This window comes from Chitinimonas taiwanensis DSM 18899 (genome assembly GCF_900119825.1).
Classification (GTDB): Bacteria; Pseudomonadota; Gammaproteobacteria; order Burkholderiales; family Chitinimonadaceae; genus Chitinimonas; species Chitinimonas taiwanensis.
Genome location: NZ_FPKR01000004.1, coordinates 24750 through 46244 on the forward strand (window position 1 = coordinate 24750; position 21495 = coordinate 46244).

Annotated in this window: 20 protein-coding genes; 7 read left to right on the top strand and 13 right to left on the bottom strand. The window is 60.3% G+C overall.

Annotated elements, in window-relative coordinates:
- Positions 1–7: 7 nt before the first annotated feature.
- The 5 genes from infB to pnp all read left to right on the top strand — a co-directional run bounded on the left by infB (position 8) and on the right by pnp (position 6899).
- The gene (gene infB, locus BT173_RS05595; RefSeq protein WP_072427653.1) at positions 8–2755 is read left to right on the top strand and encodes a translation initiation factor IF-2; all 2748 of its coding nucleotides are present in this window, start codon (positions 8–10) and stop codon (positions 2753–2755) included.
- 150 nt (positions 2756–2905) lie between these two features.
- Complete coding sequence (gene rbfA, locus BT173_RS05600; RefSeq protein WP_072427654.1) at positions 2906–3292, top strand: 30S ribosome-binding factor RbfA; 387 nt, start codon at positions 2906–2908, stop codon at positions 3290–3292.
- Entirely contained in the window at positions 3264–4196 is a 933-nt protein-coding gene (gene truB / locus BT173_RS05605; protein WP_072427655.1) for a tRNA pseudouridine(55) synthase TruB, read from the top strand. The genes rbfA and truB overlap by 29 nt, the downstream gene beginning before the upstream one ends.
- 94 nt (positions 4197–4290) lie before the next feature.
- Positions 4291–4560 carry a 30S ribosomal protein S15 gene (gene rpsO, locus BT173_RS05610; RefSeq protein ID WP_072427656.1) on the top strand — a complete coding sequence of 90 codons (270 nt, stop codon included), beginning with the start codon at positions 4291–4293 and terminating at the stop codon, positions 4558–4560.
- A gap of 203 nt (positions 4561–4763) precedes the next feature.
- Positions 4764–6899: a polyribonucleotide nucleotidyltransferase gene (gene pnp / locus BT173_RS05615; protein ID WP_072427657.1), complete on the top strand. Its 2136-nt coding sequence runs from the start codon at positions 4764–4766 to the stop codon at positions 6897–6899.
- Positions 6900–7040: 141 nt separating this feature from the next.
- On the opposite strand, the gene acs is transcribed toward pnp, so the two are convergent.
- Positions 7041–9011 carry an acetate--CoA ligase gene (acs, locus tag BT173_RS05620; RefSeq protein ID WP_072427658.1) on the bottom strand — a complete coding sequence of 657 codons (1971 nt, stop codon included), beginning with the start codon at positions 9009–9011 and terminating at the stop codon, positions 7041–7043.
- A 161-nt stretch (positions 9012–9172) separates the two neighbouring features.
- The gene (locus BT173_RS05625; RefSeq protein ID WP_072427659.1) at positions 9173–10855 is read right to left on the bottom strand and encodes an MFS transporter; all 1683 of its coding nucleotides are present in this window, start codon (positions 10853–10855) and stop codon (positions 9173–9175) included.
- A gap of 307 nt (positions 10856–11162) precedes the next feature.
- On the opposite strand from BT173_RS05625, the gene BT173_RS05630 reads away from it, so the two are divergent.
- Complete coding sequence (locus BT173_RS05630) at positions 11163–12050, top strand: LysR family transcriptional regulator (RefSeq protein WP_072427660.1); 888 nt, start codon at positions 11163–11165, stop codon at positions 12048–12050.
- A 3-nt stretch (positions 12051–12053) separates the two neighbouring features.
- On the opposite strand, the gene BT173_RS05635 is transcribed toward BT173_RS05630, so the two are convergent.
- The 3 genes from BT173_RS05635 to rpmB form a co-directional block, all read right to left on the bottom strand.
- Positions 12054–12422, bottom strand: a complete 369-nt coding sequence (locus BT173_RS05635; protein WP_072427661.1) for a sirohydrochlorin chelatase — start codon at positions 12420–12422, stop codon at positions 12054–12056.
- A gap of 82 nt (positions 12423–12504) precedes the next feature.
- Complete coding sequence (rpmG, locus tag BT173_RS05640) at positions 12505–12660, bottom strand: 50S ribosomal protein L33 (protein ID WP_072427662.1); 156 nt, start codon at positions 12658–12660, stop codon at positions 12505–12507.
- 17 nt (positions 12661–12677) lie between these two features.
- Positions 12678–12911 (bottom strand): 50S ribosomal protein L28, encoded by a 234-nt coding sequence (gene rpmB, locus BT173_RS05645; RefSeq protein WP_072427663.1) that lies wholly within the window; start codon positions 12909–12911, stop codon positions 12678–12680.
- A 241-nt stretch (positions 12912–13152) separates the two neighbouring features.
- Here rpmB and BT173_RS05650 point away from each other — a divergent pair, with 241 nt between their 5' ends.
- Complete coding sequence (locus tag BT173_RS05650) at positions 13153–15156, top strand: UvrD-helicase domain-containing protein (protein WP_072427664.1); 2004 nt, start codon at positions 13153–13155, stop codon at positions 15154–15156.
- 112 nt (positions 15157–15268) lie between these two features.
- On the opposite strand, the gene BT173_RS05655 is transcribed toward BT173_RS05650, so the two are convergent.
- The 8 genes from BT173_RS05655 to BT173_RS05690 form a co-directional block, all read right to left on the bottom strand.
- On the bottom strand, positions 15269–15628 hold the full coding sequence (locus BT173_RS05655) for a ribbon-helix-helix domain-containing protein (protein ID WP_072427665.1): 360 nt from the start codon (positions 15626–15628) through the stop codon (positions 15269–15271).
- Between the two features lie 65 nt (positions 15629–15693).
- Positions 15694–16272 (bottom strand): DJ-1/PfpI family protein, encoded by a 579-nt coding sequence (locus BT173_RS05660; RefSeq protein WP_084658233.1) that lies wholly within the window; start codon positions 16270–16272, stop codon positions 15694–15696.
- 149 nt (positions 16273–16421) lie between these two features.
- On the bottom strand, positions 16422–17546 hold the full coding sequence (gene hemH, locus BT173_RS05665) for a ferrochelatase (protein ID WP_245794136.1): 1125 nt from the start codon (positions 17544–17546) through the stop codon (positions 16422–16424).
- A 499-nt stretch (positions 17547–18045) separates the two neighbouring features.
- Positions 18046–18465 carry an RHS repeat domain-containing protein gene (locus tag BT173_RS05670; protein WP_072427668.1) on the bottom strand — a complete coding sequence of 140 codons (420 nt, stop codon included), beginning with the start codon at positions 18463–18465 and terminating at the stop codon, positions 18046–18048.
- A gap of 143 nt (positions 18466–18608) precedes the next feature.
- Positions 18609–19079, bottom strand: coding sequence for a hypothetical protein (locus BT173_RS05675; protein ID WP_139256057.1), 471 nt, complete (start codon positions 19077–19079; stop codon positions 18609–18611).
- Positions 19080–19587: 508 nt separating this feature from the next.
- The gene (locus BT173_RS05680) at positions 19588–19959 is read right to left on the bottom strand and encodes an RHS repeat domain-containing protein (RefSeq protein WP_072427670.1); all 372 of its coding nucleotides are present in this window, start codon (positions 19957–19959) and stop codon (positions 19588–19590) included.
- A gap of 175 nt (positions 19960–20134) precedes the next feature.
- A complete protein-coding gene (locus tag BT173_RS05685; protein ID WP_072427671.1) occupies positions 20135–20554 on the bottom strand; it encodes a hypothetical protein in 420 nt (139 codons plus the stop codon).
- Between the two features lie 481 nt (positions 20555–21035).
- The gene (locus BT173_RS05690; protein ID WP_072427672.1) at positions 21036–21374 is read right to left on the bottom strand and encodes an RHS repeat domain-containing protein; all 339 of its coding nucleotides are present in this window, start codon (positions 21372–21374) and stop codon (positions 21036–21038) included.
- Between the last annotated feature and the right edge of the window lie 121 nt (positions 21375–21495).

Below are 21495 nucleotides of genomic sequence, written 5' to 3' on the forward strand. Positions count from 1 at the left end.
ACCCAGAATGACAGAAATGAACGTGAGCCAATTTGCGGCCGATTTGAAGATGCCGCCGCAGCATCTGTTGGACCAATTACGCGCCGCCGGCGTGGAAAAGGCGGGTGTACACGATCCGCTGACCGAGCAGGACAAGACCAAGCTGCTCGTCTATCTGCGCAGTGTGCATGGTCAGGCCATGGACAAGCCCAAGGTGACCTTGGCGCGTAAGCAGACCACCGAAATTAAGAAGTCGGATGCCACCGGTAAGAACCGCACCATCCAGGTGGAAGTGAAGAAGAAGCGCGTGTTGCTGACGCCGGATGTGGCTGCCCGTGAGGCTGAGCTGCTGGCGCAGGCAGCGCCGGAGCCGGAAGCGCCAGCGCAAGCACCGCAGGTCGAGGTCGAGCCGCCGGTCGTGGAAGCGCCGGTGGTGGTTGAGGCTGCGCCAGAGCCGGTTGTGGAAGTCGTCCAGCCAGAAGTGGTGGAGGCGCCTGTCGAAGTGGTGGTTGAAGTGGCCGTTGAGGCCGCGCCTGAAGCTGTGCCCGCGCCGGCGCTGTCGCGTGCTGATGTATTGGGTCAGGCTGAGCTCGATTCTCGCGCCCAGCAGGCTGCACGTCAGCGTGCGCTGTTCGAGCGCCAAGCTGCCGATATCAAGGCCAAGCAGGATCGCGAAGCGGCCCGCAAGGCCGCACTGGAGCAGCAGGCAGCCCAGGCTGCTGCGGCGGCCGCTGCGGCTGCAGCACCCAAGCCTGCTGCCACCGACCATACCTTGCATCGCGCACCGAGCAAGGCTGGCGAGGCCAAGAAGGATGCCAAGCCGGCTGTTGGCGCTGACAAGAAGGGCGCGGCTGCACCGGCCAAGGATGGTTGGGGTGATGGCGCCAAACGCCGTGGCGGTCTGAAGACCCGTGGTGGCGATACCGGCACCGGCAATGGTTGGAAGTCGGGCAAGAAGGGTGGCCGCAATAAGGGTGGGAATGATGACAACGCCCACGGCTTCCAGGCCCCGACCGAGCCGATCAGCCGCGAAGTGGATGTGCCGGAAACCATCTCGGTTGCCGACTTGGCGCACAAGATGGCCGTGAAGGCCAACGAGGTGATCAAGGCGCTGATGAAGATGGGCATGATGGTGTCCATCAACCAGGTGCTGGATCAGGAAACGGCCATGATCGTGGTCGAAGAAATGGGCCATGTGGCCAAGGCTGCCAAGCTCGATGATCCGGATGCCTACCTCGAAGGCGATGACAAGCAGGAGCATGTGCTGCTGCCGCGCGCCCCGGTAGTGACCGTGATGGGTCACGTCGACCACGGTAAGACCTCCTTGCTCGACTATATCCGTCGCGCCAAGGTGGCGGCAGGCGAAGCTGGCGGCATTACCCAGCACATCGGTGCTTACCATGTGGAAACCGAGAAGGGCATGATCACCTTCCTGGATACCCCGGGTCACGAGGCGTTTACCGCCATGCGTGCCCGTGGTGCCAGTGCAACCGATATCGTGGTGCTGGTGGTAGCGGCCGATGACGGCGTGATGCCGCAGACGATTGAAGCGATTCACCACGCCAAGGCAGCCAATGTGCCGCTGGTGGTGGCCGTGAACAAGATCGACAAGCCGGGTGCCAATATCGAGCGTCTGCGCCAGGAGCTGGTCGCGCACGAAGTGGTGCCGGAAGAGTGGGGCGGTACGACCCAGTTCGTTGAAGTATCGGCCAAGATGGGCACCAATATCGACGGTCTACTCGACGCGATTCTGCTGCAGGCCGAAGTGCTGGAACTGACCGCTGCCGTAGATGCACCGGCCAAGGGTCTGATCATCGAAGCGCGTCTGGACAAGGGTCGTGGCCCTGTCGCCACCATGCTGGTGCAGAGCGGTACGCTGAAGAAGGGCGACACCGTGCTGGCTGGCGCCGTATTCGGCAAGATCCGCGCGATGCTGGATGAGAACGGCAAGAGCATCAACGAAGCCGGTCCGTCGATTCCGGTCGAGATTCTCGGTCTGTCCGAAGTGCCGAATGCCGGTGAAGATGCGATGGTGCTGGCTGATGAGCGCAAGGCGCGTGAAATCGCCCTGTTCCGCGCCGGCAAGTTCCGCGATGTGAAGCTGGCCAAGCAGCAAGCCGCCAAGCTGGAAAACCTGATGGCATCGATGACCGAGGGCGAGGTGCAGAACCTGCCCATCATCATCAAGGCCGATGTACAGGGTTCCTTCGAGGCGCTGTCGCAAAGCCTGCAGAAGCTGTCCACCAGCGAAGTGCGCGTCAACATCCTGCACTCGGGCGTGGGTGGTATCACCGAATCCGACGTCAACCTGGCGCTGGCTTCCAAGGCCGTCATCATCGGTTTCAATGTGCGCGCCGATGCGATGGCCCGCAAATTGGCCGAGAACGAAGGCGTGGACATCCGCTACTACAACATCATCTACGACGCCGTGGATGAGGTGCGCGCTGCGCTGTCGGGCATGCTGGCGCCAGAGAAGAAAGAACAGATCATCGGCTCGGTCGAGATCCGTCAGGTCTTCGTGGTGTCCAAGGTCGGCTCGATTGCTGGCTGTTTCGTGCACGACGGTGTCGTCAAGCGCGGTGCTGGCGTGCGCCTCTTGCGCAACCACGTGGTTATTCACCAGGGCGAGCTGGACAGCCTCAAGCGCTTCAAGGATGACGTCAAGGAAGTCAAGGCTGGCTACGAATGTGGTCTGCAGCTTAAGAACTACAACGACATTCAAGAAGGCGACATGCTGGAAGTCTTCGAGATCATCGAAGTGGCACGTACCCTGTGAGGTGTGAGGGGTGCGGCGTGAGGTGTGCGCCCACTCCAATGCATCGGCAGGCGCAAGACCCTCCTGGGTTTTGCGCCTGTTTTCCTTTCCAGTAATGCAATCTGTGTCGGGGTTACACCTCACCCCGCGCACCAGGCACCTCACACGATTATGGCTAAAGACTTTACCCGCTCCGACCGCGTTGCTCAGCAGATGCAGCGCGAACTGGCTGAGCTGATCCGGCTCGAATTGAAAGACCCGCGCATCGGCATGGTCACCCTGACCGACGTGGAAGTGACCCGCGATATGAGCCATGCCAAGGTGTTCTTCACCCTGCTCAGTGGCGATCCGACCGAGTCACTGTATACGCTCAACCGCTCGGCCGGCTGGCTGCGCAGCGAAGTGTCCAAGCGCATCAAGCTGTTCAAGATGCCTGAGCTGCATTTCGTGTACGACACCTCGGTCGAATACGGCATGTCGCTCGACAAGTTGATCGACGAGGCGATGCAGACCACCAAGCCGGCCGACGATGAAGCAGACGCAGACAAAAAGGATTAAGCGTCCGGTACACGGCGTGCTCTTGCTCGACAAGCCTTATGGCGCCTCGAGCAACCAGGCCTTGCAGAAGTGCAAATGGCTGCTGCAGGCCGAGAAGGGCGGGCACACAGGTGTGCTCGATCCGCTGGCCACTGGCCTGTTGCCGCTATGCTTCGGCGATGCCACCAAGTTTGCCCAGCGCATGCTGGATGCTGACAAGCGCTATGTGGCAACGCTCAAGCTGGGCGCGACCACCACCACGGGTGACCTGGAGGGTGAGGTGCTGCAGACCAGCTCGTTGCGTCCCGACCGTACCGCCGTGGATGAGGCGATTGCCCACTTCACCGGCGAGTATGAGCAGGTCCCGCCCATGTATTCGGCACTCAAGCATGAGGGCCGTCCGCTGTATGAATATGCGCGCGCTGGCATTCATATCGAGCGACCGGCACGGCGCATCACCATTTATGCGATTGAGGTGCTGTCGTTCAGCGAAGACGAGCTGGTGCTGGATGTGCGTTGCAGCAAGGGCACGTATATCCGCACCTTGTCCGAAGATATCGGCGCCCGCCTCGGCTGCGGTGCGCATCTGAGCGGCTTGCGCCGCACTGAGACCGCCGGCTTTCGCCTGGAAGAGACGATTACGGTAGCCGAGTTCGAAGCAATGACACTTGCCGAGCGTGATGCGCGGCTGTTACCCGCCGACAGTTTGCTGGCTGACCTGCCGGCGGTGACGCTGGATGCGGCAGCGACGGATAAGCTAACCCACGGATTGTCCGTGCGTTTTCCGTCCGAAGATGGCACAATCGCGGGCTTGCGCGTTTATGGTGATACGGGTTCTGGGCAGGTGAGCTTTCTCGGTCTGGCAGAACTGCTGGATCAAGTGCTGTATCCGCGCCGCCTGCTGTCTACTGTGGTTCATAGCTGACGCGGGTTGATTGGGAGTCTGGAGGGGTTGGCACAGTCCGACTCGCCTGGCTCGTCTGCACCACAAGGTGCTTCTGTATCTGGAGTAAGTAACAATGGTTATGTCCGTCGAACAAAAAGCCGATATCGTCAAGCAATACCAACGTGCCGCTGGCGACACCGGTTCCACCGAAGTGCAAGTGGCTCTGTTGACCGCTCGCATCAACGGTCTGACTGATCACTTCAAGGCCAACGCCAAAGACAACCACAGCCGCCGTGGTCTGTTGAAGATGGTGAACCAGCGCCGCAAGCTGCTGGCCTACTACAAGCGCACCAACCTGGATGGCTACCGCGAACTGATCGCCAAGCTGGGTCTGCGTAAGTAAGCGTTTCAAGAAAAGCCGCTGCTAACTGCAGCGGCTTTTTGCTTTTAGCGGTATCGAATTCTGTTGGGCGTGAAGTGGTTCCGGCCACGCCCGATGGCTAGCAAGTTGGCTGGAACCCCGACGTCGGTTTGCGAACCGCGCTCAGTGCGTCGGCGGAAAAGGGTCATTCAGCTGAGCATGGCCCGTTGAAAAGGAAGACAAGCGTGTTCAATCGCATCTCCAAATCGTTTGCCTATGGCAAGCACACCGTTACCCTTGAAACCGGTGAAATCGCCCGTCAGGCCTCTGGTGCCGTGATGGTGTCGATGGACGACACTGTGGTGCTGGTCACCGTGGTGGGTGCCAAGAATGTCAAACCCGGTCAGGACTTCTTCCCGCTGACCGTTGATTACCAAGAGCGTACCTATGCCGCCGGCAAGATCCCCGGTGGCTTCTTCAAGCGTGAAGGTCGCCCGAGCGAGAAGGAAATCCTCACTTCGCGCCTGATCGATCGTCCGATCCGTCCGCTGTTCCCGGATGCCTTCTACAACGAAATCCAGATCGTGGCGACCGTGATGTCGGTCGATCCGGAAATCGATCCGGATATCCCGGCTGTGATCGGCGCCTCGGCTGCGCTGGCCATTTCCGGTCTGCCTTTCCAAGGCCCAATCGGCGCCGCGCGTATCGGTTACGCCAATGGCGAATACATCCTGAACCCGAGCAAGACCGAGCTGGAAAGCTCGCAACTGGACCTCGTGGTGGCCGGTACCGAGCGTGCCGTGCTGATGGTGGAATCGGAAGCGCAGGAACTGTCTGAAGCCGTGATGCTGGGCGCCGTGGTGTTCGGCCATGAGCAGATGCAAGCCGCCATCAAGGCCATCAATGAGCTGGCCGATGCCGTGAACCCCGAAGTCTGGGACTGGGAAGCGCCGGCTGCCGACGAGGCGCTGATCGCTCAGGTGAGCGAGCTGGCCAACGAGGGCCTGAAACTGGCCTTCCGTATTCCGCAAAAGCAGCTGCGCGTGGCACAGATCAACGACACCTGGGCCAAGGTCAAGGCAGCGCTGATCACCGAAGAAACTGACACCACCCGCGCCAACCAGATCAAGGACATCTTCCATGGTCTGGAAGCCAAGATCGTGCGTAACCAGATTCTGGACGGTTACCCGCGTATCGACGGCCGCGATACCCGCACTGTGCGCCCGATCGAAGTGCGTACCGGCGTGCTGCCGCGCACCCACGGCTCGGCCCTGTTCACCCGTGGTGAGACCCAGGGTCTGGTGGTGGCCACGCTGGGCACCAAGCTGGATGAGCAGAAGATCGACGCCCTGATGGGTGAGTACACCGACCGCTTCATGCTGCATTACAACTTCCCACCCTACTCGACCGGTGAAACCGGCCGTGTCGGTACGCCCAAGCGCCGCGAAATCGGCCATGGTCGTCTGGCTAAGCGTGCGCTGGTTGCTGTGCTGCCGAAGAAGGAAGACTTCAGCTACTCGATGCGCGTGGTGTCGGAAATCACCGAATCGAACGGCTCGTCCTCGATGGCCTCGGTCTGCGGTGGTTCGCTGGCGCTGATGGATGCGGGCGTGCCGCTGAAGTCGCACGTGGCCGGTATCGCCATGGGCCTGATTCTGGAAGGCAACCGCTTTGCCGTGCTGTCCGATATCTTGGGTGATGAAGATCACCTCGGCGATATGGACTTCAAGGTGGCTGGTACCGAGAACGGTGTGACCGCCCTGCAGATGGATATCAAGATCCAGGGCATCACCAAGGAAATCATGCGCGTGGCCCTGGACCAAGCTCAGGAAGGCCGCCTGCATATCCTGAAGATCATGAAGGGTTCGCTCGACCATGCCCGTGAAGAAGTGTCGCAACACGCGCCGCGTCTTTACACCATGAAGATCAACCCGGAGAAGATCCGTGACGTGATCGGCAAGGGCGGCGCGGTGATCCGTGCGCTGACCGAAGAGACCGGCACCCAGATCGATATCCAGGACGACGGCACCATCACCATTGCTTCGGTATCGAGCGAAGGTGCGGACGAAGCCAAGCGCCGTATTGCCGAGATCACTGCGGAAATCGAGATCGGCAAGATCTACGAAGGCCCGGTCATCAAGATCCTCGACAAGAACGTCGGTGCCATCGTGCAGATCATGCCGGGTCGTGATGGCCTCGTGCATGTGAGCCAGATCGCCAACGAGCGCGTGAACAATGTGGCTGACTACCTGAAGGAAGGCCAGATCGTGCGCGTGAAGGCCCTCGAGCAGGACGAGAAGGGCCGCGTGCGTCTGTCGATCAAGGCCGCGCTGGCGGATGAAGCGGCGCCTGCTGCTGCCCCCGCCGACAGCGAAGCTTGATCGCACGCTTGTGCAAAGAAGAGCCCGGCTTAGGCCGGGTTTTTCTTTTGCTGCTGGCCGACTCGCTCGGCGGGGCGGCAATCAGGTGCGTGGTAAAGAAAAAGGCGCCTAGTAGGCGCCTTTCCCTGCGTGCGACCAAGCTCAGGCTGCGGGTTCTTGCAGTTGCTGAAGGATGGCCGGGTTTTCCAGGGTCGAGGTGTCCTGGGTGATTTCCTCGCCACGTGCAATCGCGCGCAGCAGGCGGCGCATGATCTTGCCCGAACGGGTCTTGGGCAGATTGTCGCCGAAGCGGATGTCATCGGGCTGAGCGATCTTGCCGATCTCATGCGCGACCCAGGTCTTAAGCTGCTCGGCCATTTTCCTGGCCTCTTCACCGACCGGGCGTGCGCCCTTAAGCACCACGAAGGCAACCACGGCCTCGCCCTTGATCTCGTGCGGCTTGCCGACCACGGCAGCTTCCGCCACCAGCGGGTTGGCCACCAGGGCTGATTCGATCTCCATGGTGCCCAGGCGATGGCCGGATACATTCAGCACATCGTCGATGCGCCCCATGATCCAGAAATAGCCGTGCTCATCGCGGTTGGCTGAGTCGCCGGCCAGGTAGTACTGGCCGTTGAATTCCTCGGGGAAGTAGGCCTTCTTGAAACGCTCCGGGTCGCCCCAGATGGTGCGTACCAAGCTGGGGAAGGGTTTCTTGATCACCAGCATGCCGCCCTTGCCCGGTTCGACTGGTGCACCCGATTCGTCGACGATGTCGGCAATGATGCCGGGCAGCGGCAGCGTGCAGGAGCCCGGTTTGGTGGCCACGGCGCCCGGTAGTGGGGCGATCATGGCTGAGCCGGTCTCGGTCTGCCACCAGGTATCCACAATTGGGCAGCGGCTCTGGCCGACCACCTCGTGATACCAGATCCAGGCCTCGGGGTTGATCGGTTCGCCTACGGTACCCAAGAGGCGCAGGCTGGACAGATCGTGCTGCTGCGGGAAGTCGGCACCCAGCTTGATCAACGAGCGGATGGCGGTCGGGGCGGTGTAGAAGATGCTGACCTTGTGCCGCTCTATCATCTGCCAGAAGCGGTGCGCATCCGGGTAGGTGGGTACGCCCTCGAAGATGATCTGGGTGGCGCCCATGCCCAGCGGGCCGTAGCAGACATAGCTATGGCCGGTAATCCAGCCCACATCGGCCGTGCACCAGAACACATCGTTGGGCTTGATATCGAATACCCAGCGGAAGGAATTCATCGCGCCCAGCAGATAGCCGGCGCTCGAGTGCTGGATGCCCTTCGGCTTGCCGGTCGAGCCTGAGGTGTACAGGATGAATAGCGGGTCTTCTGCGCCCATCCATTCTGGCTCGCAGCTCTCGGCCTGACCCTCGGTCAGCTTGTGCCACCAGATATCGCGCCCCTCCTGCCACTGGTTGGCACCGTTATTGGTGCGCTGATAAACCACGGTATGGCGGATGGAGTCGCAGCCACCCAGGCCAAGCGCCTCGTCGACCACGCTCTTCAAGGCCACCGGCTTACCACCGCGCATGCCCTCATTGGCGGTGATGATGGCAACCGCTCCGGCATCGACGATACGTTCCTGCACCGACTTGGCTGAGAAGCCACCAAATACCACCGAGTGAATCGCGCCGATGCGCGCGCAGGCCTGCATGGCGACCACGGCCTCGATGCTCATCGGCATATACACGACCACGCGCTCGCCCTTACGGATGCCGAGCGACTTCAGGCCATTGGCGAACTGGCAGACGCGTCGGTGCAGCTCGGCATAGGTAACGCGGGTGACGGTGCCGTCGTCGGCCTCGAAGATGATGGCGATCTTGTTGGCATTCTGCGCGAGGTGGCGATCCAGGCAGTTGTAGCTGACATTCAGCACACCATCGTCGAACCACTTGAAGAAAGGTGCATTGCTGTCGTCCAGCACGCGCGAGAAGGGTTTCTTCCAGGTGATCAGCTCACGCGCGATATCACCCCAGAAGGACAGGTAGTGATCGTCAGCCTGCTCGCACAAGCCGTTGTAGGCATCCATACCCGAGACGGCGGCGCGATGGCGGAATTCGTCGCTGGGTGGGAACAGGCGCGTTTCCTTGAGGATGGAATCGAGCGTGGACATGGTGGCTCCTTTGTTTTCGGTATTGCTTTAATCAATGCGAATCATCAGGACTACTGATGAAGGTATTTCGTGCAAACGGGAACCGTGTGGTTCCCGTTTTGTGCAGGACGGGCCAGGCATGGCAACGTCCCGGTATGTCAGCCTGGCCGACCTGTTAATGCTCAGTCATTGGCGTAGATATCGCGATCCTTGGTTTCCGGTGCGAACAAGGTGCCGATTACGAAGGTCATCAGGGCGAAGGCGATCGGGTACCACAGGCCGTAGTAAATATCGCCGGTGGCAGCCACCATGGCGAAGGCTACGGTAGGTAGGAAGCCACCGAACCAGCCATTGCCGATGTGATAGGGCAGCGACATCGAGGTGTAGCGGATCTTAGTCGGGAACAGCTCGACCAGCCAGGCGGCAATCGGGCCGTACACCATGGTCACGAAGATCACCAGGATGGTCAGCAGCAGGATCACCATGGGCGTGTTCATCTGGGCTGGGTCGGACTTGGCTGGATAGCCAGCAGTCTTCAGTGCCTCGTTCAAGCCCTTGGTGAACTCATCCGACTTGGCCTTGAACTCATCCTTGCCCAGTGCCTCGCCCTCGAAGCTGGTCAGCGTCACGCTACCGATGCTGACGCTGGCGACGGTACCGGCCGGAGCAGCTTCATTGCTGTAAGGAATGCCTTTCTTGGCCAGGGCCGACTTGATGATGTCGCAAGACTGCTTGAAGCTGGCCTTGCCAATCGGGTCGAACTGGAAGGCGCACTTGGCTGGGTCGGCAATCACCTTGACCGGCGAAGTGGCCACGGCGTTTTCCAGGGCCGGGTTGGCGTAGTGCGTCAGGGCCTTGAAGATCGGGAAGTAGCTGATGGCAGCGATCAGGCAGCCTGCCATGATGATCTTCTTGCGACCGATCTTGTCCGACAGTGCGCCGAAGAAGATGAAGAACGGCGTGGCGATGGCCAGCGAGACGGCGATCAGGATATCGGCCTTGTCCGGCTCTACACCCAGCGTCTTGGTCAGGAAGAACAGCGCATAGAACTGGCCGGTGTACCAGACCACGGCTTGGCCGGCGGTACCGCCGAACAGCGACAGCAGCACGACCTTCAGATTCGGCCAGCGCAGGAAGGACTCGGTCAGCGGTGCCTTGGACTGCTTGCCTTCTTCCTTCATCTTCTTGAAAGCCGGCGATTCATTCAGCTGCATGCGGATATAGACCGAGATGGCCAGCATGATCAGCGAGACCAGGAAGGGAACGCGCCATGCCCATTCCTTGAAGGCATCCATGCCGAAGGACTGGCGGCAGATCCAGATCACCAGCAGGGACAGGAAAAGGCCCAGGGTGGCGGTGGTCTGGATGAAGGCGGTATACAGGCCGCGCTTGCCGTGCGGTGCGTGCTCGGCCACATAGGTGGCGGCGCCGCCATACTCACCACCGAGCGCCAAGCCTTGCAGCAAGCGCAGGATAATCAGGATGATCGGTGCGGCAATGCCGATCGAGGCGTAGCTGGGCAGTACCCCGACAATGGCGGTGGACAGACCCATGATCAGGATGGTGACCAGGAAGGTGTACTTGCGGCCGATCATATCGCCGAGGCGACCGAACACGATGGCGCCAAACGGGCGTACCGCGAAACCGGCGGCAAAGGCCATCAGTGCGAAGATGAAGGCGGTGGTGTCATTCACGCCGGCAAAGAAGTGCGAGGCGATGATGGCGGCCAGCGAGCCATACAGATAGAAGTCGTACCATTCGAATACGGTGCCGAGCGAGGAGGCGAAGATCACCTTGCGCTCTTCGCGGGTCATCGGCCGCGATGCGGCCGGCGCCCCGGCCGCGGTATTGGCAATATTGCTCATTACGTTGTCTCCATCTTGTGCGGGCTTGCGCCCCTAAGGTTGCGGCCTCTATGGGCCGTCAGATAGACCTGCCGGGTTTCCGGACTGGGCTGAGTGGCAATCTATGCCGCTGTTTTTCGTGCATCCAATCGCAATTTTCGATGCGTACTATCAGCCGCAACTGCAGCTAAGCGCGCAAACTGAGGCTGGCAGCGGTTTAGCGCCTACTTCTTGGCCTTGCTCGATGGCCTTGATAGATTTCTCTGATGGGCGCGCTGTGGCGCGGCGCGGCACAATGCCGCCGAGACAAAAATACGGGAGGGGATAAATGGAAATTTATCAGCTGAGAACCTTTATCACGGTCGCCCAGCAGGGCCATCTGACCCAGGCGGCCGAAATCCTGCATCTGAGCCAGCCGGCGGTGACGGCGCAGATCAAGGCGCTGGAGGAAGAGACCGGCGTCAGCCTGTTCGAGCGTAGCTCAAGCGGGGTCTTGCTGACCGAGGCGGGCAAGCTGCTCTTGCCCGAGGCTGAGAAGATACTGGCGGGCAGTCGGGACATGCTGAACCGCGCCAAGAGCTTGCGCGGACAGCTGGCCGGCAAGTTGCGCGTGGGCACCATCCTGTCGCCGGATACCTTGCGGCTCGGGCCTTGGCTATCGGTACTTCGGTCGGCCTATCCGCTGGTGCAGATGAGTACCGTGCAGGGGGTGTCGGGTGGTGTGCTGAATGAGGTGCGCAAGAAGGAGCTCGATGCGGGCTTCTTTATCGGCCGTAATCCCTACCAGACCGTACATACCCTGCCGCTGATGGATCTGCCCTATGTGGTGGCGGTGCCGAATGGCTTGCGCGAGGCGCTGGACGGGGCGGATTGGCGCGAACTGGGGCGCTATCCCTGGGTGGGGGCCAGCCAGTTCTCCAGCCTGTCCAAGCTGCATGCCGAGGTATGGCGCGAGCGCAATATCGCGCCGAAGAAGGTGGGCGATATCGATCAGGAGCAAAGCATGCAAGCCTGCGTGGAAGCCGGGCTTGGGCTGTGCATGCTGCGTCGCGAGCACGCACTGACAGCCGAACGCGAGGGGCGACTGTGGGTATGGGGCGATACCGCGATGAATGTCTCGCTATCGTTTATTTACCCGGCCGAGATGGAAAGCGAGCCGCTGGTGGGGGTGATGGTGCAGGCGCTGCGCGAAGTCTGGCCCGAGGCGGGGATCTAGGCGCTACTGGCTGGCAATCCAGTCCGCCATGGCGGCCAGCACTGGCTCGGCCTCGCCCAGTGCGGCGGTGACCTGAAGCTCGATCTGCGGATGGCGTGCCGCCAGTTCCTCAATCAGCAGGGGCAGGTCGCGGCGCAGATGCGAGCCGCGCGCCATGAAGGCCGGCACGATGGTGATATGCGTGATGCCCGCTGCCACCTGTTCGGCTACGCAGTCGGCCAGGCTCGGCGTCATTAGCTCCAGAAAGGCCAGGCTGACGCGACTTTCGGTCTGTCTATCCTGCAGCAGAGCGGCCAAGCGCTGGAAAGGCTCGGCCCATTGCGGGTCGCGGGCGCCGTGGGCAAAAAGTATCAGTGCGCGCTGTGCGGGCATGGGGCTTCACTCCGGACTTGAAATGACAAAACCCCCGCTTGCGACGGGGGTTTGCGACTACAGCCTGCCAAGAAAAACCAGCTTACTTGAGCTTGGTTTCTTTGTAGGCAACATGCTTACGAGCAACGGGATCAAACTTCTTGATCTCCATCTTTTCCGGCATGGTGCGCTTGTTCTTGGTGGTGGTGTAGAAGTGACCAGTACCTGCGGTCGATTCCAGCTTGATCTTTTCACGCATGATTCATTGCTCCCGGATTAGGCTTCGCCACGGGCGCGCAGATCGGCCAGCACGACGTCGATGCCGACCTTGTCGATGGTGCGCAGGGCGGCGTTGGAGATGCGCAGACGCACCCAACGGTTTTCGCTTTCAACCCAGAACTTGCGGGATTGCAGGTTGGGCAGGAAACGACGCTTGGTTTTGTTGTTGGCGTGGGAAACATTGTTCCCGACCATCGGGCGCTTGCCGGTGATCTTGCATACACGAGCCATGTTGGACTCCCACTGATTCTAATAAAGGTGTTCGAAAAGCTTGCTGTGCAGTGATAGAAATCAGTCGGGCACAACACGCGTGGAAACGCAAAGAGGGCGCATGTTAGCGACTTGAATCCGGGCTGTCAAATACTGTGCGCGAGGAATTTTGGTTTGCCGCCAAGCGTTTAGCGCGGCGGGCGGCGGGAAAGCCCTGGGCTATCGTGCTAAAGTCGCGAGCTGTCCTGAAGAATTGCTGACCATGCTGCACACCCTGAATGCCCCGCAACAAGCCGCTGTACGTCATCTGGACGGCCCTTTGCTGGTGCTGGCCGGCGCAGGATCCGGCAAGACGCGGGTGATCACGCAGAAGATTGCCTATATGGTCGACCAGGCCGGCTACGACGCGCGTCATATCGCCGCCATCACCTTTACCAATAAGGCCGCGCGCGAAATGCAGGAGCGCGTGCACGGCATCATGGACCCGGCGCGCCTTAAGGGGCTGATCGTCTCGACCTTCCACTCGCTGGGCCTGCAGATCATCCGCACCGAGCATGCCGCGCTTGGTTACAAGCCGCGCTTCTCGATTCTGGATGCGGCCGATGCGATGAAGATCATCTCCGACATCATTGGCAGCACCGATAAGGACGAGGTGCGCGGTACGGTCGGCACCATCTCGCGCCTGAAGAATGACTTCATGAGCCCGGATGCGGCAATGTTGAATGCGCAAAGCGATGGCGAGCTGCGTATCGCGCGCGCCTATCGCGCCTATCAGGACACGCTGTTTGCCTACCAGGCGGTGGATTTCGATGACCTGATCCGCCTGCCGGTCGAGCTGTTCGAGCGTGATAAGGACATCCTGACCAAGTGGCAGCTGCGCCTGCGCTATCTACTGATTGATGAATACCAGGACACCAATGTCTGCCAGTACAAGCTCGTTAAGCAGCTGACTGGCTTTCACGGCAAGTTCACCGCCGTGGGTGACGATGATCAGAGCATCTACGCCTGGCGCGGCGCGAATGTGGAGAATCTGGCGCTGCTGAAAGAGGACTTTCCGCGCCTTGAGGTGATCAAGCTCGAACAGAACTATCGCTCCACCTCGCGCATCCTGAAGGCCGCCAATGCGGTGATCAGCAATAACCCCAAGCTGTTCGAGAAGCAGCTATGGAGTGAGCTGGGCATTGGCGACCCGATTGCGGTGGTGGAGATGAAGGACGAGGAGCACGAGGCCGAGACGGTGGCGATGCGCATCCTTGCGCACAAGTTCGAGATGCGCACCAAGTTCAGTGATTACGCGATTCTTTACCGTGGCAACCACCAGGCGCGCATCATCGAAAGCCAGCTGCGTAACCACAAGATTCCCTACCAGATATCGGGCGGGCAGAGCTTCTTCGATAAGGCCGAGATCAAGGATGTGCTCGGCTATCTGCGCCTGATCGCCAACGAGAACGACGATCCGGCCTTTATCCGTGCTGTCACCACGCCCAAGCGTGGCGTGGGCAATGTCACGTTGGAAAAGCTCGGTGGCCTCGCGGCCGAGCGCAAGATCAGCCTGTTCGAGGCCGTGCATCTGCCCAGCTTCGAGACCCTGGTCCAACCTGCCCAGTACGAAGCGCTGCAGACCTTCTGTGCCTTTATCAATCGCATCCAGGGTCGCGCCACACGCGAGCCGGCCGGCGCCTTGCTGAAGGAACTGCTGCTCGCCATCGATTACGAAACCTGGCTATACGACAGCGACGAGCCGCGCCCGGCCGAGGCCAAGTGGAAGAATGTGCTCGAACTGGTGGCCTGGTTCGACAAGCGCGCTGAGGAAAACGGCGACAGCCTGATCGATATGACTCAGAAGATCGCGCTGATCACCTTGTTGGAGGGGCGTGAGGAGGAGGCACCCGATGCGGTGCGCCTGACCACGCTGCATGCGTCCAAGGGCCTCGAATACCCGCATGTGTTCCTGATCGGCTGCGAGGAGGGCATTCTGCCGCACCAGCAGTCGATTGATGGTGGCATGGTCGAGGAAGAGCGCCGCCTCATGTATGTGGGTATTACCCGCGCCCAGCGCAGCCTGACCATCAGCTACTGCGGAAAACGCAAGCGCGCGGGTGAATGGCAGATCACCGAGCCTTCGCGCTTTCTGCTCGAACTGCCGCCAGAGGAAATCCGCATCAGTGGTCGGCTGGCCGGCAAGAAGAATGTGGTGGTCAGCAAGGAAGAGGGCAAGGCCAAGCTGGCCAATCTGCTTGCCGGCCTCGGTAGTAAGAACGGCTAAGCAAATCCCCCGATCTGGTCGCGAGGGGCTGCGCTAGCCGCGCGCTATCTGCGCTCGCCGTTTCTGGTCAGCACTGCTCAATGTCACTTCACTGCCTTGCTGAGCCGACTACCTAGGCGGCCGCCCAGGTTTGGCTGCGCTCCTGCTGCAGCACCTGGGCCGCATTCAGGCTGCGAATCGGGATGCGCGTATCGCTGGGAATCGCGCCCTGCAGCTGCAGGGCGAGGTAGCGCATGCAGCTGACGCGCAGGAAGGAGGTGAAATTGCTGACATCCCCGCCTTCCGCCAGCAGCTCGTCATACAGGCGGGTGATCAGCTGGCCCACGCTCAATCCGTCACGCCGGCCGATCTCCTCCAGTGCCTGCCAGAACACATTTTCCAGCCGCAGCGAGGTGGACAGGCCGTGCAGGCGCAAGGAGCGCGCCCGGCACTGGTAGAGCTGCGGGTCGGCGTGGATGAAGATCTGGCACATGGCGGGCTCCCAGCAATGGCAAAAGGCGGGCACATGGCCCGCCTTTATCTTAGAAGCCCATCCGTCTAAAGCGAGACGCGCGCACCCAGCACGGCTACGAACTGGGCAATCCAGGCCGGGTGGGCCGGCCAGGCGGGCGCGGTAACCAGCTTGCCATCGGTGTAGGCGGCATCGATGGCAATCTCCGCATAGCGGCCATGGGCCAGTTCCACCTCGGGCCGGCAGGCCGGGTAGGCCGAGCAGGTGCGGCCTTCCAGCACCTTGGCGGCGGCCAGCAGCTGCGCACCGTGGCAAATGGCGGCCACCGGCTTATCGGCCTGGAAGAAGTGCTGCACGATGGCGATCACCTGCGCATCCAGGCGCAGATACTCGGGTGCCCGGCCGCCGGGAATGATCAGGCCGGCATAGTCCTCGGCGCGAACCTGATCGAAGCTCGCATTCAGGGCAAAGTTGTGGCCGCGCTTTTCCGAATACGTCTGATCGCCTTCGAAATCATGGATCGCCGTGGCCACGGTCTGGCCCTTCTGCTTGCCCGGACAGACCGCGTGCACGGTATAGCCGAAGGCCTGCAGGGCCTGGAAGGGCACCATGATCTCGTAGTCCTCAACGAAATCACCGGCCAACAGTAATAGCTGCTTGCTCATCATGGGTCTCCTCGTGGTGCATGCCGGCGATGGCCGGTGCGAGGTCCATTGTTCGCGCTGCGCGGGCGGGCGGGGTGGTATGGGATTACCGCAGCGCCCATAAAAATGGCCGCCTTTTGGGCGGCCTTGGGCAAGCAGGGAATGGGGTACTACTGCTTGGCGCCCAGCACTTCGGCGCGTGCCAGGCGGGCACGGCCACTGGCGCTGTCCTCTGGCGTCAGCGTCCAGCCGCTCAGATGGGGGGCCACAATCTGCGCTAGCGCACGAATCCAGTCCGGCTCGGCATTCAGGGCCGGGATATAGCGATAATCCTTGCCACCCGCGGCCAGGAAGTCGGCCTTGCCCTCCATGGCAATTTCCTCCAGCGTTTCCAGGCAGTCGGCCACAAAGCCTGGGCAGATCACATCCAGCCGCGCGGTCTGCTTCTTGCCCAGCGCATGCAGGAGGTCGCTGGTATAGGGTTTCAGCCATTCTGCTTTGCCAAAGCGGGACTGGAAGCCGACCGAGTACTGACCGGGCTGCAGGCCCAGACGCTCGGCCAGCAGGCGGCCTGTCTTGTGGCATTCGCAGTGATAGGGGTCACCCTTGTCGAGCGAGAAACGCGGCACGCCGTGGAAACTCATCAGCAGGTGATCGCCGCGCCCCTGATTGGCCCAATGGCGCTCCACCCGCTGAGCCAGGGTCTCGATATAGGCCGGCGCATCATGGAAATGCTTGATAAAGCGGATCTCTGGTGGATTGCGCAGTGACTTGATTGCATCGGCCACCGCATCCATGGCGCTGCCACTGCTGCTGGCCGCGTACTGCGGGTAGAGCGGCATGACCAGCACGCGGTCACAACCGGCCGCCTTCAGTGCCATCAGCTTGTCGGCCACATTGGGCTGGCCGTAGCGCATCGCCCATTCCACCATCACGGGCTGGCCCTGATCGCCCAGATAGCCCTGCAGCAGCTTGGCCTGCTGGCGCGTGTAGATGGCCAGCGGCGAGCCATCGCGCGTCCACACGGTCGCGTACTTGGCCGCCGACTTTTTCGGCCGGGTATTCAGGATGATGCCATTCAGAATCAGCCACCATATCGCGCGCGGAATCTCCACCACGCGCGGGTCGGACAGGAACTGCTTCAGATACGGCCGCAAGGCCGCCGCCGTCGGTGCCTCGGGCGTGCCCAGGTTGATCAGCAAGATACCAACACGGCGCGGCTGGTCGTGACGAAAAGCAGGTTCGGTCTGATAGGCCATGGCGGGAAAAGAGGAGGGCTGCCGGAAAGGCTGCATGATAGCCCGCTTGCGTGGATGGGGGCGGCTTGTAGAGCGGGTGTGGTGCCTGCTCCGGAAGGCGGCCCGCAATCAGCTGATGTGTCTTGGGCGAGTTGAATGGCCAGCGTGCGGAAGCTCTTGACTGGCGTGGATAGGTCACTAGATTCGTAAAATAGATCTGGAGCCACAGATAGAAGGAGGCCGGTGTGGATTGCTCCTACACCGGCTTTGGTTTGCCTACTTCAGCGTACCACCAGGATGCAATTGACCACTTACTTGTGGGTGCTTATTTTTAGGAAAAAAATAAGCGCTAGGTAGTAGTAAGTTGCATTAACCAATGTGGATAGGAGAAATGAGCCTACATCACTTGGTACTAAATTAAAAAATTCTGCATAGAACCCCGGCGCAACCAGAGCAACTAGCACAAGCGATGCTGATGAATGCACAATCCCAAAACCAAGCACTTCTGTGACATAGGTCATCAATAGAGCCACTATCAATACCCATAGACAGCGCTTCATTGCCCACATCCACAGCTACTTAGATTCCCACCTAGTACCTCTTGCATAACCTTCAAAGTCCGTTTGGTATGAAATGTATTAATCCCTCCCGCCAACCCAATCGGGTCGGACTGCACATACCGCCCCATTGTCGGATCATAGTCGCGGAAGTAGTTGTAGTGGTGACCTGTTTCCTTGTCGAAGTACTGCCCTGGGAAGCGCAGGTTGAAGGTGTAGGCGGCGCCGCTGTCTTCGGGGTCTTCATTGGCCGGGGTGGCGCCAAATGGCTCGCCCTGCCAGGCCCAGACCGGGTGCTTGAGTGCATCGCTCACCAGGCGGGGTGTGCCCAGATGGTCGGTGTGGATATAGCGGATATCGCTGCCCAGATCGACCAGTGCCACCAGCAGATTACCCAGATACAGGTATTCGCGCTTCACGGCCCCCGTCGGGTCAGTTTCGGCGTACCGTCAGATCGCCAGATGAACGAAGGGCCGCGGCAAGCGGCCCTTCTCACTTCAACAGCTACCCGCGCAGCAGGTGGGGAGCAGGTTCGCTCGATCGACTTGCGTCAACTGCCGACTTAGTCAAGTTGCGAGAGAAGTCTTTGGGGAAGCATCTGTCGCACAGCACGGATCGTTGCATTGGCGTCCCCAAACAGTGTGGTGTTGAGCTCAATCTTCAAACCGTCCTCACCAACGAAGTAGTAGGAGTGGCGTGCGAACGAAACGCGTTGGACCTGCTTCCAGCGAAGGTGCCTACGCTTTACAAGCCCACCGCGAAGCGACACGAAGGACTGCCCAACGCCTTTGCTGTTCATGTCGATAGAGCAAAGGGAGTAAAGGCGAGTGAAGAGCCACACAAAGGAAACCGTTACAGCGGTGCAAATCACTAAAGCAACGAACAGGCTTCCGTCCGGCAACTGGGCTTGCCTCAACAGAGCCCAGATCGTCACTGCAATCGGCAGCAAGCACACCGTATACATGGTGATTCTGATCCATGGGCTTACGTACAGGTGAGCGGAATCATCGTGATTGGGAGGGGGGGCGTTCATTTAGCCATGCACTCGCATATGTCTGTCACTGGTGCGTTACCTGCGGCACCACCAAGGTTGCGGAGCAAACTACTTACGCCGGTGTTAAGCCTGACGTTTGCAGCATTGTTGCTTGCGTCGACCATTTCACCCGAGGCCTTAGTTCCACTGTATGGCCACGGCGAAGCGCGACCTACTGCACCGCCCAGGGCGCCACCGACAACCCCGGTACCAAAGTTGATAGCAGCACCGGACCAGGTCATTCCCTCACCTTTGATCGCGGAACCCGCTGCGTACTGACCGACATTGGACAAGCCGCCCCATGCAGTAGCGCCGAGTGCGCCACCCGGCACAAATGGCGCCGCTGCCCCAGCAAAAAATCCCCCACCAGTGGCAACTGCTAGATCAGTCCAACTGAATGGCTTGCACTTGCTGACTGCCATCTGGCCGATAATGTTACCAATAGCGCCTGCGCCAATCAGACCCGTTATGACGGGAAGCGGGATGCGACCATCGGGGTCCGTATAACTTAGCGGATTCCCGCCGACATATGCGTAGGTGTTAATCCCCCCCCTGCCAAGCCAATCGGATCGGACTGCATATACCGCCCCACCGCCGGATCATAGTCGCGGAAGTAGTTGTAGTGGTGGCCAGTTTCCTTGTCGAAGTACTGCCCTGGGAAGCGCAGGTTGAAGGTGTAGGCGGCGCCGCTGTCTTCGGGGTCTTCATTGGCCGGTGTGGCGCCAAATGGCTCGCCCTGCCAGGCCCAAACCGGGTGCTTGAGTGCATCGCTCACCAGGCGGGGTGTGCCCAGATGGTCGGTGTGGATATAGCGGATATCGCTGCCCAGATCGACCAGTGCCACCGGCAGATTACCCAGATACAGGTACTCGCGCTTCACCGCACCGTTTGCGTCGGTTTCGGCGATCAGGCGACCCCACTGGGTTCATACCACGGCGCCCGGACCCAGACATGTGGCGCGATTCAGCCTTTGGCTTCATGGCGCCCTACAAGTGCGGGGTACGGCCGTGTAGGAAGGTTGTAAAAAGGCCGAGTCAGTGCCCCGGCCTGTCCGGCTATGTGTTGCCTAGCCTCTCCCGGAGTAACGGCCATGCATCTTCAAGATATTTACGGGCATCTGCGTTATCTGCCGATGCCTGCTGTAACAACCATTCGATAGACGCGTTATGGGCTGTGGTTTTGGCAGCGAGCGCCTGAGTAATCAACCCTAATGCGGCGTTGTAACTGTCATTGCCTTGAGAGTGTTCACCGTCCGAGGGGACCTGCCAATCCCTAAATGCTTGTTTGTGCCAACGCCCCAAGATGTTCAGAACAGTGCCACCAATCCGGTGCGCTGCACTCTCTGGATCAAGCGCCTTCAGCTCATCTAACGGCATGTCAATAATTAATCTCGACTCATCCCCTGGCCTCTCAACCTTGGCAATGCAAAGCTCAAGCTCTTGATTCAAATGAATCTCTAATCGCGGCACATTCATCGTTGTCTACTTTCCATCGCACTGTCTCATACACTGACCAAGGAATTCGCCAGCGCGGGTCATGCATGCTTGATAACCCTTATTGCCCCAGAACGCCTTTGCAACACCGCACTCCACCGCGTCACGCTCATATTGAGAAACACAAGACTTCTTGCACTCTTCACGGGGCGTATCGCTGCTACATACCAGATTGCCTAGCTTGTTACCCAAGTAGCTGCCAGCCGCTGCACCCAATGCACCACCTGCCGTGCTACCGCTGGAAGCACCAGCTGCACCGCAGCCAACAGTTCCCACGCCAGGTGCAACGAAGGTACAAGCTGCACCGGCACCAACTCCACCAGCTACACCGCCTGCGCCATATCCAGCCGCACCACCACATGCTGCGCCACCAACCGTCCAGGCAGTCACGCACGCATTATTAGGGGCCAAGCCAAGGGGGTCAGAGTAACTTAACGGGTTGCCACCCACATACGCATAGGTATTAATCCCCCCCCGCCAAGCCAATCGGATCGGACTGCACATACCGCCCCACTGCTGGATCATAGTCGCGGAAGTAGTTGTAGTGGTGGCCAGTTTCCTTGTCGAAGTACTGCCCTGGGAAGCGCAGGTTGAAGGTGTAGGCGGCGCCGCTGTCTTCGGGGTCTTCATTGGCCTGGGTGGCGCCAAATGGCTCGCCCTGCCAAGCCCAGACCGGGTGCTTGAGCGCATCGCTCACCAGGCGGGGTGTGCCGAGATGGTCGGTGTGGATATAGCGGATATCGCTGCCCAGATCGACCAGTGCCACCGGCAGATTACCCAGATGCAGGTACTCGCGCTTCACCGCACCGTTTGCGTCGGTTTCGGCGATCAGGCGACCCCACTGGGTTCATACCACGGCGCCCGGACCAAGACATGCGGCGCGATTCAGCCTTTGGCTTCATGGCGCCCTACAAGTGCGGGGT

Excerpts from the sequence above, each read along its gene's own strand:
- infB (WP_072427653.1), top strand. The coding sequence starts at position 8 with ATGACAGAAATGAACGTGAGCCAATTTGCGGCCGATTTGAAGATGCCG.
- rbfA (WP_072427654.1), top strand. The coding sequence starts at position 2,906 with ATGGCTAAAGACTTTACCCGCTCCGACCGCGTTGCTCAGCAGATGCAG.
- truB (WP_072427655.1), top strand. The coding sequence starts at position 3,264 with ATGAAGCAGACGCAGACAAAAAGGATTAAGCGTCCGGTACACGGCGTG.
- rpsO (WP_072427656.1), top strand. The coding sequence starts at position 4,291 with ATGGTTATGTCCGTCGAACAAAAAGCCGATATCGTCAAGCAATACCAA.
- acs (WP_072427658.1), bottom strand. The coding sequence starts at position 9,011 with ATGTCCACGCTCGATTCCATCCTCAAGGAAACGCGCCTGTTCCCACCC.
- BT173_RS05625 (WP_072427659.1), bottom strand. The coding sequence starts at position 10,855 with ATGAGCAATATTGCCAATACCGCGGCCGGGGCGCCGGCCGCATCGCGG.
- BT173_RS05630 (WP_072427660.1), top strand. The coding sequence starts at position 11,163 with ATGGAAATTTATCAGCTGAGAACCTTTATCACGGTCGCCCAGCAGGGC.
- BT173_RS05635 (WP_072427661.1), bottom strand. The coding sequence starts at position 12,422 with ATGCCCGCACAGCGCGCACTGATACTTTTTGCCCACGGCGCCCGCGAC.
- rpmG (WP_072427662.1), bottom strand. The coding sequence starts at position 12,660 with ATGCGTGAAAAGATCAAGCTGGAATCGACCGCAGGTACTGGTCACTTC.
- rpmB (WP_072427663.1), bottom strand. The coding sequence starts at position 12,911 with ATGGCTCGTGTATGCAAGATCACCGGCAAGCGCCCGATGGTCGGGAAC.
- BT173_RS05650 (WP_072427664.1), top strand. The coding sequence starts at position 13,153 with ATGCTGCACACCCTGAATGCCCCGCAACAAGCCGCTGTACGTCATCTG.
- BT173_RS05655 (WP_072427665.1), bottom strand. The coding sequence starts at position 15,628 with ATGTGCCAGATCTTCATCCACGCCGACCCGCAGCTCTACCAGTGCCGG.
- BT173_RS05660 (WP_084658233.1), bottom strand. The coding sequence starts at position 16,272 with ATGAGCAAGCAGCTATTACTGTTGGCCGGTGATTTCGTTGAGGACTAC.
- hemH (WP_245794136.1), bottom strand. The coding sequence starts at position 17,546 with ATGCAGCCTTTCCGGCAGCCCTCCTCTTTTCCCGCCATGGCCTATCAG.
- BT173_RS05675 (WP_139256057.1), bottom strand. The coding sequence starts at position 19,079 with ATGAACGCCCCCCCTCCCAATCACGATGATTCCGCTCACCTGTACGTA.
- BT173_RS05685 (WP_072427671.1), bottom strand. The coding sequence starts at position 20,554 with ATGAATGTGCCGCGATTAGAGATTCATTTGAATCAAGAGCTTGAGCTT.